Source organism: Streptomyces sp. NPDC054975 (assembly GCF_053609105.1).
Genome location: NZ_JBSGWV010000019.1, coordinates 59,304 through 73,022 on the forward strand (window position 1 = coordinate 59,304; position 13,719 = coordinate 73,022).

The following is a 13,719-nucleotide window of genomic DNA, read 5'->3' on the forward strand; positions in this document are numbered from 1 at the left end:
TCCTCCCCGTTCGTCTCCGCCCGCATGAGCCGCCAAGGCCGGCGCGACACCGCCCCGGAACTGGCGGTTCGCCGCCTCCTGCACGCCTCGGGCCTCCGCTACCGCGTGAACGTCCCCGTCCCGGGCATGCCCCGCCGCACGATCGACATCGTGTTCGGTCCCGCCAAGATCGCGGTCTTCCTGGACGGCTGCTTCTGGCACGGCTGCCCCCAACACGCGACGCATCCGAAGGCGAACGCGGAGTGGTGGCGGACGAAGCTCGACAAGAACATGGCACGCGACCGCGAGACGACCGCACATCTCGAAGCCCAGGGATGGACCGTGCTGCGCTTCTGGGAGCACGAGAGTCCGGCGACCGTGGCTCTCACGGTGTCGAATGCGCGAGCCAAGGCGCCTGTGAAGCACGCCCGCCGACCGGCTGCGGACGGCCAGGGATCGTAGCGCCTGCCCGGCGGCCGGCCGTCAGGCGGACGACCGCCGGCGTGGCACCGCCGGCAGAACTGCGCACCCGCTCCACCGAAGAAGCCCGGAACGGAGCTGTCCGGCGTGCAGATCAGGGTCGCTCGGTCGAGAAGGACTGTCGGCAACCGCCCGCCTCGGAATCCATGCACAGCGGATCGGTGGAACGCCAACGGGAACGGTGGAGGGCCGAGCGCAGGGTGTGGTCGAGTCGCTCGGGATCACCCTGTGCCACGATGCCGCCGAGGCTGCCGGCCGGATCGCAGCAGGGTGACGACTCCCCGGACTGCGCGCACGTAGGCGGGAGATGCTGGGTCGGGGCGGGGAAGCCGCGAGGCCGGACGTTAGGCTCGCCAGAACGACGTGTCGAACGGAAAGGCCACCACCATGCCCCCCACCCCCTCCCCCGCCATAGCCGCCGTCGGGCTCGTCGGCGGTTACGCCGTTGCTCGGTGGACCGAGAAGCGGCCGCTGGGTGGGGTTGTGCTTGTGGTTGCCGGTGGGGTGGCTGCCAGGGAGTGGCGGCGGGTTGCCGGGCCCAAGGTGGCTGCCGCGCTGACCGCCACGTACGTCGCCGCCTTCGCCGGCTCGCATCCGCTCGCCAAGAAGGTCGGGGCCTGGCCGGCCGTGTTCTCCGTGGCCGGGGTCGTGGCCGGGGCCTCCTGGGCCGTTACCCGTAACAAGGGCTGAGGAGACTGAACGCGGCGGCGCTCCCGGCCGTATGGGAGTGTGCCTTCCCCCTTGAGCGGTGGGTGGGTGGGGCCCCTACCCCCTACCCGCCCACCGCGTGGCTCACCGTGTAGATCAACAGGCCCGCCAGAGCGCCCACCACCGTGCCGTTGATGCGGATGAATTGGAGGTCGCGGCCGATGTTTGCCTCGATCTTCTTCGAGGTCTGGGTCGCGTCCCAGCCCGCCACCGTGTCGCTGATCAGGGACGTGATCTCGTCCCTGTACGTCGTGACCACGTAGGCCGCCGCGTCCTCCGCCCAGCCCTCGACCTTCGCCTGGAGGCGGCCGTCCGTCACCAGGCGGCCGCCCAGGGAGAGCAGGGAGGCCCGCGCGCGCAGGCGGAGCTGGCTGCGGTCGTCCTCCGCCGCCGCGATGATCATGGCGCGCACCGACGACCACGCCGACGCGATGATGTCCTGGATCTCCGGGCGTGCCAGGAGGTCCGCCTTCAGGCGTTCCACCCGGGCCCGGGTCTCCGTGTCCCCCTGCAGGTCCGCCGCGAAGTCCGTCAGGAAGCGGTCGATCGCGCCGCGCGCCGGGTGCGCGGGCATGTCCCGCATCTCCGTCACGAAGCGGAGGAGCTCCTTGTAGACCCGTTCGCCGACGCGACGGTCCACGAAACGGGGCGTCCAGCCCGGTGCGCCGCCCTGGACCGCGTCCATCACCGAGTCCGCGTGGAAGACCAGCCAGTCGTGCGCCCGCGCGCACACCAGGTCCACGGCCCGGTGGTGCGCCCCGTCCGAGACGATCTTCTCCAGCATCGTCCCGATGCCCGGCGCGACCTCCGCCGCCTCCGCCCGCCGCGTGATCGCCTCGCCCACCACCGCCTGAATGTCCGCGTCCCTCAGGACCGTCAGGGCGCCCCGTAGAGCGGTGGAGAGCTCGCGCGTCACCCGGTCCGCGTGGTCCGGTTCCGCCAGCCACGCGCCCAGGCGGCCCGCGATGCCCAGTGCGTGCAGCCTTCCTCGGACCACGTCCGCCGAGAGGAAGTTCTCGCCTACGAAGGAGCCCAGTGTCGCTCCCAGCTGGTCCTTCTTCGTCGGGATGATCGCCGTGTGCGGGATCGGCAGGCCCATCGGGCGCCGGAACAGCGCCGTCACCGCGAACCAGTCCGCCAGCGCGCCCACCATGCCGGCCTCCGCGGCCGCCGCCACATAGCCGGACCAGGCGCCCCAGCCCGCGTGCTCCGCCCAGGTCGCCAGCGCGTAGACGACGGCGACCAGCGCGAGCAGGCCCGTGGCCAGCGCCTTCATCCGGCGTACGCCGCGGTGTCGCTCGGCGTCCGCGGCCGTGTACGAGAACGCCACCAGCGGCGGCCGCCGCGACTCGCTCGTCGTCTCGCTCATCACCCCACCTCCCTACATCACTGACTTTCCGGACGCACTCCGAGTTCCCGGAGCCCGCCCTTTTCCCGCTTTTCCCCGTACATCTTCGCGATCACGGCCTCGATGTCCGGCTCCCGCACCGACAGGTCGACCAGCGGGTACCTCGCCGCCACCGCCGCCACCAGAGGCGCCGCCGAGGACGACGACGGGAACGCCAGCCACTGCCGCGGGCCCTCCGCGCGAACGAAACGGGCGCCCGGCAGGTCGATCGGGGGGAGCGGACGCTCCAGGTCCACCATCAGCGTCCGTTCGCTCTCACCCGCCTCGTGCAGACCCGTCAGCTCGCCGTCGTACATCAGCCGGCCGTGGTCGATCACCATCACCCGGCTGCACAGCTGCTCGATGTCCGTCAGGTCGTGGGTCGTCAGGAGGACCGTCGTGCCCCGGGTCGCGTTCAGCTCGCGCAGGAACTCCCGTACCCGTGCCTTCGACACCACGTCGAGACCGATCGTCGGCTCGTCCAGGTACAGCACGTCCGGGTCGTGCAGCAGCGCCGCCGCGATGTCGCCGCGCATCCGCTGGCCCAGCGACAGCTGCCGGACCGGGACGTCCAGAAGGTCGCCCAGTTCGAGGAGTTCCACACAGCGCGCCAGGTTCTCGGCGTAGCGCTCGTCCGGGATGCGGTACATCCGGTGCATCAGCCGGTACGAGTCCTTCAGCGGCAGGTCCCACCAGAGGGTCGTCCGCTGCCCGAACACCACCCCGATCCGCTGCGCCAGCCGCGTCCGCTCCCTCGAGGGGTCGATCCCCGCCACCCGCAGCCGGCCCCCGCTCGGCGTGAGGATGCCCGTCAGCATCTTGATCGTCGTCGACTTCCCCGCGCCGTTGGGGCCGATGTAGCCGACCATCTCGCCCCGGCCCACCCCGAAGCTGATCCCGTCGACCGCCCGCACCTCGCGCTTCTCCCGGCGCAGAAGCCCCGTCTTCCGGCGCACCGCGAAGACCTTCTCCACCTTCTCCAGTTCGATGAAGTCCGACGTCATACGATCCTCAGCCTCAGCTTCCTGTACTTCGGTACGCCCGCAGTCCCGCCCGCCACGCCAGCGCCGCGAGCCCGCAGCACACCGCCGCGACCAGCGGGGACGCGAACGCCGTCCAGCCCGGCGCCCCCGCCGGCGCCTCCCGCCCCAGCACGTACAGCGCCGGCAGCCAGTTCACGAACGCCAGCGGCACGACGTACACGACCCCCCGCACCAGGTCCTGCGCGAAGATCGTCGGCGGGTACTGGAGCAGCGTGTTCCCCCCGTACGTGAACGAGCTCGTCACCTCCGCCGCGTCCTGCGCCCAGAACAGCGCCGCCGCGCCCACCACCATCACCGCGCCGAAGATCACCGCGCCGCTCACCAGCATCACGGGCAGCAGGAGCACCTTCAGCGCCGTCCACTCCACGTCCACGATGCACAGCGACCAGACCAGCACGAACAGGCCCTGCGCCACCCGCCCCAGCCTGCGCAGCGCGAACTTGTCCGCCGCCACCTGCGCGAGCACCGGCGCCGGTCGCATCAGGAACATGTCCAGCGAGCCGTCCCGCACCCGCCTGCCCATGCGCTGGAGCGAGCCCATCGTCAGGTCCGCGATGCCGAAGGACGTGCTGGTCGTCCCGTACAGGAACGCGACCTCGGCGAACGCGAAGCCGCCCAGGCCCTCCACCTGACCGAACATCAGCAGGATCACGACGAAGTCGAAGAACGTGACCGTGAAGGAGGAGAAGAGCGTCAGGGCGAAGGAGGTGCGGTACGTCATCGTCGAGCGGATCCACATCCCCGCGACCATCCCGTACGTACGCAGCGCGTCACCCACCCTGCACCACCACCTTCCGCGTCGCCAGCACCTGCGCCAGCCGGCCCGCCGTGAGCAGGGCGGCCGCCCAGGCGAGCTGGAAGGCGTACGCCCCGAGGAGCCCCCACCCCTGGTACTTCTCCAGATAGACGTCCGCCGGGACCTGCAGCATCGACGCCCACGGCAGCACCCGCGCCACCTCCCCCAGCACGCCGGGGAAGACGTTCAGCGGCAGCAGCATCCCCGAGAAGAACAGCCCGCCCAGCCAGGCGACCTGCACGACCCCCTGACCGTCCATCAGCCAGAAGGCGGACATCGCCACCAGGTACCAGATCGCGAAGCTGACGAACGACCCCAGCGCGACGGCCAGCACGAACGCGAGCCAGGTCGCCGGCCTCGACGGCAGCCGGAAGTCGAAGGCGAGCGCGCCGACCGCCATCGGCACCACCCCGCGCGCGAGCAACTGGAACGCCGACCGGCCCGCGTTGGCCGAGAACCACCAGGCCTGGAGGTCCGCGGGCCGGTAGAGGTCGACGGCGATGTCACCCGTACGGATCCGCTCGATCAGCTCGTCCTCGAACCCGCCGCCCATCAGCCCACACACCGCCAGCAGCCCCTGGCCGATCCACACATAGGCGAGCGCGTCCGCCATGTCGTAGCCACCGAGCTGGGGCCGCTCGTCCCACAGGGCGATATAGGTGAACGACAGGACGAAGCCGAAGACGGTGTTGGTGAACACCCCCGCCGCCGTGGCCATCCGGTACGTGGCATGGCGCCGGAACCCATGCGCGGCCACCGTCGCGTAGAGACGCAGCACGCCCCGACCCCCTCCTGTCCGCCTCGCTCGCCTACGCCCCGCACGCGTACGCCCGAGTGCACCCGCCCGATCGCTTACGCCCGAACGCACCCGCCCGAACGCACCAAAGCGCACGACCTTAGCGGCCCCCGCTCCGCCACCGCGAGTGCTTTTCGAGTCGTATTACGTAGTATTTGGCCCGATACGTGCACTATGGGGAGGTCATGCCTCCTTCATCCGGTACGGGAGCTCCAGACATGAGTGACGACCAGCCAGATCGTCCCCACGAGCCCGGCTGGGCGCCCAGGGACCCCACCGTCCCCCCGCCTCCCCGCCGTCCGCGCCGCTCGCGCTCCCGGCGCATTCTGCGGGCGGTCTTCGGCACGGTCCTCCTCACCACCCTGCTGGGGGCCGGCGGCTTCCTCGCCGGCTACCTGCTCGTCGACATCCCGCCCGCCAACGCCGCCGCGCTCGCCCAGTCCAACGTGTACCTCTACCGGGACGGCACCGCGATCGCCCGCGACGGCGAGGTCAACCGCGAGAACGTGCGCCTCGCCCAGGTCCCGCTCACCGTCCGGCACGCCGTACTCGCCGCCGAGGACCGCGACTTCTCCTCCGCCCGCGCCGTCGACCCCAAGGCCATGGTCCGCGCCGCCTGGAACACCCTCACCGGCAAGGGCCGCCAGTCCGGCTCCACCCTCACCCAGCAGTACGTCAAGAACTACTACCTGGGCCAGGAACAGACCGTCACCCGCAAGGTGAAGGAGTTCTTCATCGCGATCAAACTCAACCGCGAGAAGAGCAAGGACCAGATCTTCGAGGGCTACCTGAACACCAGTTACTTCGGCCGCAACGCCTACGGCATCCAGGCCGCCGCCCGCGCCTACTACGGCAAGGACGCCGGCGACCTCGACACCGCCGAAGGCGCGTACCTCGCCTCCCTCCTCAAGGCGCCCAGCGCCTACGACGTGGCGACCCACCCCGAGAACCGGGCCAAGGCGCTCGCCCGCTGGCACTACGTCCTGGACGGCATGGTCAAGGAGCGGTGGCTCTCCCCCGCCGGCCGGGCCGCCGCCGCCTTCCCCACGCCGCAGGCCGCCCGGCCCGCCACCGGCCTCTCCGGCCAGCGCGGCTACCTCGTCCAGGCCGTCGAGGAGTACCTCACCGCGCACGACGTCATCGACGAGAAGACCCTCGCCGGCGGCGGCTACCGCATCACCACCACCCTGGAGAAGGAGAAGCAGGAGGCCTTCGTCAACGCCGTGGACGAGCAGGTCATGTCCCGGCTCGACCCGGCGCGGAACCCCACCGACCGCTTCGTCCGGGTCGGCGGCGCGTCCATCGACCCGGCGAGCGGCCGCGTCGTCGCCCTGTACGGCGGCATCGACTTCACCAAGCAGTACGTCAACAACGCCACCCGCCGCGACTACCAGGTCGGCTCCACCTTCAAGCCGTTCGTCCTCGCCGCCGCCCTCCAGAACGCCTCGCAGACCCAGGACGGCGAGCCGATCACCCCGAACACGTACTACGACGGCACCGACAAGCGCCCCGTACAAGGCTGGACCGGCGGCTCCTACGCGCCCGGCAACGAGGACGACGCCTCGTTCGGCGACATCACCGTCCGCACCGCCACCGACAGCTCGGTCAACGCGGTGTACGCGCAGATGGCCGTGGACGTCGGGCCCGCCAAGGTCAGGGAGACCGCCGTCGCCCTCGGCCTGCCCGCCCACACCCCCGACCTCAACGCCTCCCCCTCCATCGCGCTCGGCCCGGCCACCGCGAGCGCCCTCGACCTGGCCGAGGCGTACGCCACCCTCGCCAACCACGGCCGCCACGGCACGTACACCCTCGTCGAGAAGGTCACCAAGGACGGCGAGGTCGTCAACCTGCCGGCGTCCGGCGGCCGGCAGGCGGTGAGCAGGGAGGCCGCCGACACGACGACGGCGGTCCTGCGGAGCGTCGTGGAGAGCGGTACGGGCACGGCGGCGCTGGCGGCCGGACGGCCGGCGGCGGGCAAGACGGGCACGGCCGAGGACGACAAGGCCGCCTGGTTCGCGGGCTACACCCCGGACCTGGCGACGGTCGTCACGATGATGGGCCAGGACCCGGAGACGGGCGAGCAGAAGCCGCTGTACGGAGCGCTCGGGCAGCCCCGGATCAACGGGGGCGGGGAGCCGGCGGACATCTGGGCCCAGTTCACCCGGGACGCACTGGCGGGCACCGAGCCGCGGGAGTTCGAACTCCAGCTGGGCGAGGGCGCCGAGGAGTGGCTGGAACCCATCGCTCCCCCGCGGCCGGACCTGCCGGCGGAAGGGGAGGAAGGCGAAGGAACGGGAGGGGATCAGGGGGCCGCGCAGGAGGACACGGCCCAGGCGGGCCCGGAGCGCCCGGGCCGGCCGGGCCCTGAGCCACAGGACCCGATCCGACCTGGCCACGACCAGCGAAACCCGTACCAACCGATCCCGGACGGCCCCCTGCCGCGTCAGTGACCGTCAGTGACCCGAGGTCGCCTTCAGGCCGACCACGGCCACCAGCAGCAGGCAGACGAAGAAGATTCGGGCGGCGGTCGCCGGCTCACCGAGCAGCACCATGCCGACCACCGCCGCGCCGGCCGCGCCGATGCCGACCCAGACGCCGTACGCCGTACCGATCGGCAGCGTCTTGGCGGCGTGCGAGAGCAGCATCATGGAGGCGACGATCCCGGCGCCCGTGAAGACGCTCGGCCACAGGCGGGTGAACCCGTCCGTGTACTTCATGCCGATGGACCAGCCGACCTCGAGCAGACCGGCGACGATCAGAAGAACCCAGGCCATGACGACGAACACCTCCGCGAGACGGATCAACAGGGTGCGTCGTCTTTGCGTATGGCCCGGTACGGCGCGTCTCGTCGGGTCTCTCCAGGCTAGCAAAGAGCAGACGAAAGGCCTGGTGACACCGGTCACCAGGCCTTGCTCGGTCCGCTCCGGCCGCTACAGGTAGAGCCCCGTGGTGTCCTTGGACCCCTCGAAGCGGTCCGCCGCGACCGCGTGCAGGTCGCGCTCCCGCATCAGGACGTACGCGACGCCCCGCACCTCCACCTCGGCACGGTCCTCGGGGTCGTACAGGACCCGGTCACCGGTCTCGACCGTACGGACGTTCTGGCCGACCGCGACGACCTCCGCCCAGGCCAGCCGGCGGCCGACGGCGGCGGTCGCGGGGATCAGGATGCCCCCGCCCGAGCGCCGCTCCCCCTCGGGGGTGTCGGTCCGGACCAGCACCCGGTCGTGGAGCATCCGGATGGGCAGCTTGTCGTGGGTGTTCTCGCTCACGGTCCGAACCTACCTGCCCGGGCGTGTCGACCGTACTCGGGAGGCGTCATCCGGACGCAGTCACCCGGGACCGGCCGGACGCCGTCACCCGGGTCTGGCCGGACGTGGTCGCCCGGGACTGTCCGCGCCACCCTCGTGTCATCGCCCGCGCTTGCGCGCGGAGACCGCGAGCAGCCCGACGAGGGCCACGGCGACGACCGCCACCGGAACCACCCGTTCCAGGCGCGGGGCGCCGTCCTCGTACGTGAAGCGGGCCTTCACGTCGGACACGGTCCGGTTGACCGCGGCGAACGCGCGACCGGCGGTGTGGTCGACCGTGGAGGCGACCCTCGCCTTCGCGTCGCCGACGATCGTCCTGGGGTGCACCCGAATGCCGATCTCGTCGAGAGTGACGGCGAGCTGCTCGCGCCGGCGGACGATGTCCGCCTCGATCTGCGCAGGGGTCCTGGCGTCCGACACCGCGCTGCCTCCGTAGTCGTAATCGGTCCTTGACGTAATCGGTCCTTGACGGACAGTCTCTCAGTTTCTCGCTCCGTGGTCTGTCTCAGGCCCCCATTAGGCTCGTGTGTGTACGCCCGACATTCCCGAGGAGAGCCATGAGCGAGCGACTTCAGCCCGGCGACACCGCCCCCGCCTTCACCCTGCCCGACGCGGACGGCAACGAGGTCTCGCTCGCGGACCACAAGGGCCGCAAGGTCATCGTCTACTTCTACCCGGCGGCGCTCACCCCGGGCTGCACCAAGCAGGCCTGCGACTTCACGGACAACCTGGACGTGCTGGCCGGCGCGGGCTACGACGTCATCGGCGTGTCGCCGGACAAGCCGGAGAAGCTGGCGAAGTTCCGCGACAAGGAGTCCCTGAAGGTCACGCTGGTCGGTGACCCGTCGAAGGAGACGCTGGAGGCGTACGGCGCGTTCGGCGAGAAGAAGCTGTACGGCAAGACGGTGACGGGCGTGATCCGCTCGACGGTCGTCGTGGACGAGGACGGCAAGGTCGAGCGCGCTCTCTACAACGTGAAGGCGACCGGCCACGTCGCCAAGATCCTCAAGGACCTGGGCATCCAGGCCTGACGACGAGCCCGAGGCCCGGAATGTGACGGAGGCCTCACTTCTCCGGCCGCTGCGTTTGCGATCGCCATCGCCGCGCAGACGTCCTTCTTGGAGCTACCCCCCGAGAAAGGACGTACGGCCATGTCGGCCACCGACCGCACCACGATCGAGGCCGACCCGGAGGCTCGCAGACGGCATCCGCGGCTGTTCCGGGCCATCACACGGCGGCAGCAGCCGCCCTTGCGCCGGTCGGACATCACGGTGACCGACGAGGCGGCGGTCAAGCGCGCCGTGAAGGCGGCCTCGCTCGGCAATGCCATGGAGTGGTTCGACTTCGGCATCTACGCCTATCTGGCCGTCACGCTCGGCCATGTCTTCTTCCCGGCCGGGAACGACACCGTGCAGCTGCTGTCGTCGTTCGCGACCTTCGCGGTCGCGTTCCTCGTGCGGCCCCTCGGCGGCATGGTGTTCGGCCCGATGGGTGACAGGATCGGCCGCAAGAAGGTCCTGGCCCTGACGATGATCCTCATGGCGGTCGGCACGTTCGCGATCGGTCTGATCCCGTCGTACGCGTCGATCGGCTTCTGGGCGCCCGTCCTGCTCGTCCTCTTCCGGATGCTGCAGGGCTTCTCCACGGGCGGGGAGTACGGCGGCGCGTCGACGTTCATCGCCGAGTACGCGCCCGACCGCCGACGTGGCTTCTTCGGCAGCTTCCTGGAGTTCGGCACCCTCGCCGGCTACGTCGCGGCGGCGGGCCTGGTCACGGCGCTCACCACCTGGCTCGGCTCCGAGACGATGGAGGCGTGGGGCTGGCGCGTGCCGTTCCTGGTGGCGGGGCCGCTCGGCCTGGTCGGCCTCTACCTGCGGATGCGCCTCGACGAGACACCCGCCTTCCAGAAGTTGGAGAGCGAGTCGGCGCGCGCCTCGGAGGCGGCGGACGCGGTGGAGACCTCCACCAAGGGCGACCTGGCCAAGATCTTCCGCCAGCAGTGGCCGACGCTGATCCTGTGCATCGCGCTCGTGGGCGCGTACAACATCACCGACTACATGCTGCTGTCGTACATGCCGACGTACCTCTCCGACGAGCTCGGCTACAGCGAGACGCACGGCCTGCTGATCCTGCTGCTGGTGATGGTCCTCCTGATGCTGATCATCACTCAGGTGGGGCGGCTCAACGACCGGTTCGGGCGCAAGCCCGTCCTGATGGCGGGGATGCTGGGCTTCCTCTTCCTGTCGCTGCCCGCGTTCCTGCTGATCGGCCAGGGCGGCATCCCGGCCATCACGGCGGGCATGCTGATGCTCGGTCTGTCGCTGGTCTGCATGCTCGGCACGATGTCGGCGGCGCTCCCGGCGCTCTTCCCGACCGATGTGCGCTACGGCTCCCTGTCCGTCGGCTACAACCTGTCGACCTCGCTCTTCGGCGGTACGACCCCGCTCGTCATCACGGCGCTGATCGGCGCGACCGGCAGCAACCTGATGCCGGCGTACTACGCCATGGCGGCGGCGCTCGTCGGCGTGGTCGCGGTGGCCTGCATGAAGGAGACCGCGCAGCGCCCGCTGGAGGGCTCGCCCCCGTCGGTGGAGACCCCGGAGGAAGCGGCCGAGCTCGTCCTGGCCCAGGCCCCCGAACCGAAGTTCTGACGCCGACTCCCCGCTCCTGGGCCCCAACTGTCAGGCGGTCGCAGGCACCTGGTGTCGGGGAGGGCAGCGGGTAAAGTGAACAGCACTGTACGCGCCCGTACTCCAATGGAAGAGAGAATGGCTTTAGGTGCCATGTGTTGTCGGTTCGAATCCGACCGGGCGTACGGCTACGGGGAGCCCGTCACCTTTGATTCCAAGGTGACGGGCTCTGTCGTCGGCGGCCCTCAGCCCACCAGCTCCCGTACCACCGGCACCAGCGCGCGGAACGCCTTGCCCCGGTGGCTGATCGCGTTCTTCTCCTCCGGGGAGAGCTGGGCGCACGTCACCTCGTAGCCCTCGGGCTGGAGGATCGGGTCGTAGCCGAAGCCGTTCGTGCCGACCGGGGTGTGGCGCAGGACCCCTCGCATCCGGCCCTCGACCACGCGCTCCGTGCCGTCGGGGAGTGCCAGGGCCGCCGCGCAGGCGAAGTGGGCTCCGCGGTGGGTGTCGTCGATGTCGGCGATCTGGGCGAGGAGCAGGTCCAGGTTGGCGCGGTCGTCGCCGTGGGTGCCGGACCAGCGGGCCGAGAAGATGCCGGGGGCGCCGTTCAGGACGTCGACGCAGAGGCCGGAGTCGTCGGCGATGGCCGGCAGGCCCGTGGCGCGGGCGAGAGCGTGGGCCTTGAGGAGGGCGTTCTCGGCGAAGGTGACGCCGGTCTCCTTGGTGTCGGGGACCTCCGGGTACGCGTCCGCGCCGACGAGCTCATGGGTGAGGCCTGCGTCGGCGAGGATCGCGTGGAGTTCGGTGATCTTCCCGGCGTTGCGGGTGGCGAGGATCAGACGGGTCATGCTCCCGATTATCCCGGGGTGCAGACCTTGCCGATCTCGGTGGCCGCGTCGGTGATCGGCTTGATGTCCGGGGTGGTGTCGCCCTCCTTGACGGCCGTACGCACGGTCTCGACGCCCTTGGTGAGGTCGTCCACGGCCTTGGACAGGTCCGCGTTGTCGGTCGTGTCCTTGAGCTTGCCGAGCTCGGTGGAGATCTCGTTCAGGGCCTCGTTGAGCTGCGTCGGGTCGTTGGAGGCGTTGGAGGCCGCCTGCGAGAGCTTGTCGACGCTGGTGGCTATCGCGTCGGCGGTCGCGACACAGTCCATGGCCTTGTCGAGTGCTCCGCAGCCGACGAGGGTGGTGGTGAGTACGGCTGCCGAGGCGAGGGCGAGTGCGAGGCGGCGCTTCAAGACGGGTCCTCCCCAGAAGATGTGGATGCACGGGCGTACAGCGGTTCGTCGTACGCCCGTGCATAGGAAGACGCCGCCGCGGCCTACAGAGTTCCTTCGAGCGCCTTGCGCTGGATCTCGGCGAGTTCGGCGCAGCCGCCGGACGCCAGGTCGAGGAGGGCGTTGAGCTCCTTGCGGTCGAAGGGCTCGGCCTCGGCGGTGCCCTGGACCTCGACGAAACGGCCGTCGCCGGTGCAGACGACGTTCATGTCGGTCTCGGCGCGGACGTCCTCCTCGTAGCAGAGGTCGAGGAGGGGGACGCCGTCGACGATGCCGACGGAGACGGCGGCGACGGTGCCGGTGAGGGGCTTGCGGCCGGCCTTGACGAGCTTCTTGCCCTGGGCCCAGGCGACGGCGTCGGCGAGGGCGACGTACGCGCCGGTGATGGCGGCGGTGCGGGTGCCGCCGTCGGCCTGGAGGACGTCGCAGTCGAGGACGATGGTGTTCTCGCCGAGGGCCTTGTAGTCGATGACGGCGCGCAGCGAGCGGCCGATGAGCCGGGAGATCTCGTGGGTGCGGCCGCCGATCTTGCCGCGGACGGACTCGCGGTCGCCGCGGGTGTTGGTCGCGCGCGGGAGCATCGAGTACTCGCCGGTGACCCAGCCCTCGCCGCTGCCCTTGCGCCAGCGCGGGACGCCTTCGGTGACGGAGGCGGTGCAGAAGACCTTGGTGTCGCCGAAGGAGATGAGGACGGAGCCCTCGGCGTGCTTGCTCCAACCGCGCTGGATGGTGACGGGGCGGAGCTGTTCGGGGGTACGGCCGTCGATACGAGACATGTCACGAGCGTAGCCGTACGCGACGGGGGCACGGTTCGCCGTCATGGCCGTACGCGGACGGGGGCCCGGTCCCCTGTCGGACCGGGCCCCCGTGGGCGTGCTGCAGCCGGGAGTCAGCTGCTCACATCATGTCTTCGATGTCGGCGGCGATCGGGTCGGCGTCGGTGCCGATGACGACCTGGATCGCGGTGCCCATCTTCACGACGCCGTGGGCGCCGGCGGCCTTGAGAGCGGCCTCGTCGACCAGGCTCGCGTCGACGACCTCGGTGCGCAGGCGGGTGATGCAGCCCTCGACCTCTTCGATGTTGTCGATGCCGCCGAGCCCGGCGACGATCTTCTCAGCCTTGCTGGCCATGTTTTCTCCCTGTCCGTTCCCGTTCAAAGAACGTGAGTCTCGGCGCACCGATGGTCCGCTTTGTCACGGTAACCCACGGTTGGCCCAACTTCGCGAGCGAGTGCCCTCGTTCTGCCGAATGATGACGATCACCGGCGACCTGCCCTCAGCGGGCTCCGGGAGCCTATCGCAACTGGTCTACACCA

General features: G+C 70.5%; 16 protein-coding genes, 1 tRNA gene, 1 pseudogene and 1 riboswitch. Of the genes and pseudogenes, 6 read left to right on the forward strand and 12 right to left on the reverse strand.

Translation table 11 applies throughout. The annotated features are described in order from the left end of the window. The first annotated feature begins 24 nt into the window (after positions 1-24). Positions 25-441 (forward strand): very short patch repair endonuclease, encoded by a 417-nt coding sequence (locus ACWF79_RS18890; protein WP_453729287.1) that lies wholly within the window; start codon positions 25-27, stop codon positions 439-441. 77 nt (positions 442-518) lie between these two features. Here ACWF79_RS18890 and ACWF79_RS18895 read toward each other — a convergent pair. After that, positions 519-721 (reverse strand): annotated as a pseudogene (locus ACWF79_RS18895) (DUF1998 domain-containing protein); the annotation flags it as partial. A gap of 125 nt (positions 722-846) precedes the next feature. On the opposite strand from ACWF79_RS18895, the gene ACWF79_RS18900 reads away from it, so the two are divergent. Further along, positions 847-1,149, forward strand: a complete 303-nt coding sequence (locus ACWF79_RS18900; RefSeq protein WP_453729232.1) for a hypothetical protein — start codon at positions 847-849, stop codon at positions 1,147-1,149. Positions 1,150-1,231: 82 nt separating this feature from the next. Here ACWF79_RS18900 and ACWF79_RS18905 read toward each other — a convergent pair whose 3' ends face one another. The 4 genes from ACWF79_RS18905 to ACWF79_RS18920 are packed head-to-tail and all read right to left on the reverse strand — an operon-like array spanning position 1,232 to position 5,168. Then, the gene (locus ACWF79_RS18905) at positions 1,232-2,536 is read right to left on the reverse strand and encodes a DUF445 domain-containing protein (RefSeq protein ID WP_453729233.1); all 1,305 of its coding nucleotides are present in this window, start codon (positions 2,534-2,536) and stop codon (positions 1,232-1,234) included. Between the two features lie 17 nt (positions 2,537-2,553). Continuing rightward, the gene (locus ACWF79_RS18910) at positions 2,554-3,558 is read right to left on the reverse strand and encodes an ABC transporter ATP-binding protein (RefSeq protein ID WP_453729234.1); all 1,005 of its coding nucleotides are present in this window, start codon (positions 3,556-3,558) and stop codon (positions 2,554-2,556) included. Positions 3,559-3,571: 13 nt separating this feature from the next. Continuing rightward, entirely contained in the window at positions 3,572-4,348 is a 777-nt protein-coding gene (locus ACWF79_RS18915) for an ABC transporter permease (protein WP_453729288.1), read from the reverse strand. A 19-nt stretch (positions 4,349-4,367) separates the two neighbouring features. Next, on the reverse strand, positions 4,368-5,168 hold the full coding sequence (locus tag ACWF79_RS18920; protein WP_453729289.1) for an ABC transporter permease: 801 nt from the start codon (positions 5,166-5,168) through the stop codon (positions 4,368-4,370). Between the two features lie 239 nt (positions 5,169-5,407). Here ACWF79_RS18920 and ACWF79_RS18925 point away from each other — a divergent pair, with 239 nt between their 5' ends. Then, on the forward strand, positions 5,408-7,639 hold the full coding sequence (locus ACWF79_RS18925; RefSeq protein WP_453729235.1) for a transglycosylase domain-containing protein: 2,232 nt from the start codon (positions 5,408-5,410) through the stop codon (positions 7,637-7,639). A gap of 3 nt (positions 7,640-7,642) precedes the next feature. On the opposite strand, the gene ACWF79_RS18930 is transcribed toward ACWF79_RS18925, so the two are convergent. From ACWF79_RS18930 to ACWF79_RS18940, 3 genes are all read right to left on the reverse strand, one after another. Beyond that, positions 7,643-7,963: a DMT family transporter gene (locus ACWF79_RS18930; RefSeq protein WP_453729236.1), complete on the reverse strand. Its 321-nt coding sequence runs from the start codon at positions 7,961-7,963 to the stop codon at positions 7,643-7,645. 33 nt (positions 7,964-7,996) lie between these two features. Then, a riboswitch (guanidine-III (ykkC-III) riboswitch) is annotated at positions 7,997-8,067 on the reverse strand. A 52-nt stretch (positions 8,068-8,119) separates the two neighbouring features. Next, on the reverse strand, positions 8,120-8,458 hold the full coding sequence (locus tag ACWF79_RS18935) for a GroES family chaperonin (protein WP_453729237.1): 339 nt from the start codon (positions 8,456-8,458) through the stop codon (positions 8,120-8,122). A gap of 138 nt (positions 8,459-8,596) precedes the next feature. Then, positions 8,597-8,917 (reverse strand): DUF3618 domain-containing protein, encoded by a 321-nt coding sequence (locus ACWF79_RS18940; RefSeq protein ID WP_453729238.1) that lies wholly within the window; start codon positions 8,915-8,917, stop codon positions 8,597-8,599. 137 nt (positions 8,918-9,054) lie between these two features. Between ACWF79_RS18940 and bcp the strand changes: the two genes are divergently transcribed. The 3 genes from bcp to ACWF79_RS18955 all read left to right on the forward strand — a co-directional run bounded on the left by bcp (position 9,055) and on the right by ACWF79_RS18955 (position 11,312). Further along, on the forward strand, positions 9,055-9,528 hold the full coding sequence (bcp, locus tag ACWF79_RS18945; RefSeq protein WP_453729239.1) for a thioredoxin-dependent thiol peroxidase: 474 nt from the start codon (positions 9,055-9,057) through the stop codon (positions 9,526-9,528). A 120-nt stretch (positions 9,529-9,648) separates the two neighbouring features. Further along, positions 9,649-11,148: a glycine betaine/L-proline transporter ProP gene (gene proP, locus ACWF79_RS18950; RefSeq protein ID WP_453729240.1), complete on the forward strand. Its 1,500-nt coding sequence runs from the start codon at positions 9,649-9,651 to the stop codon at positions 11,146-11,148. A gap of 91 nt (positions 11,149-11,239) precedes the next feature. After that, positions 11,240-11,312, forward strand: a tRNA-Leu gene (locus ACWF79_RS18955). 60 nt (positions 11,313-11,372) lie between these two features. Here ACWF79_RS18955 and rdgB read toward each other — a convergent pair. The 4 genes from rdgB to ACWF79_RS18975 form a co-directional block, all read right to left on the reverse strand. Then, a complete protein-coding gene (rdgB, locus tag ACWF79_RS18960; protein ID WP_453729241.1) occupies positions 11,373-11,975 on the reverse strand; it encodes an RdgB/HAM1 family non-canonical purine NTP pyrophosphatase in 603 nt (200 codons plus the stop codon). Between the two features lie 8 nt (positions 11,976-11,983). Beyond that, positions 11,984-12,364 (reverse strand): hypothetical protein, encoded by a 381-nt coding sequence (locus ACWF79_RS18965; protein WP_453729242.1) that lies wholly within the window; start codon positions 12,362-12,364, stop codon positions 11,984-11,986. Positions 12,365-12,447: 83 nt separating this feature from the next. After that, entirely contained in the window at positions 12,448-13,179 is a 732-nt protein-coding gene (gene rph, locus ACWF79_RS18970) for a ribonuclease PH (RefSeq protein ID WP_453729243.1), read from the reverse strand. 121 nt (positions 13,180-13,300) lie between these two features. Next, on the reverse strand, positions 13,301-13,561 hold the full coding sequence (locus ACWF79_RS18975; protein ID WP_453729244.1) for a glucose PTS transporter subunit EIIB: 261 nt from the start codon (positions 13,559-13,561) through the stop codon (positions 13,301-13,303). Positions 13,562-13,719: the final 158 nt, after the last annotated feature.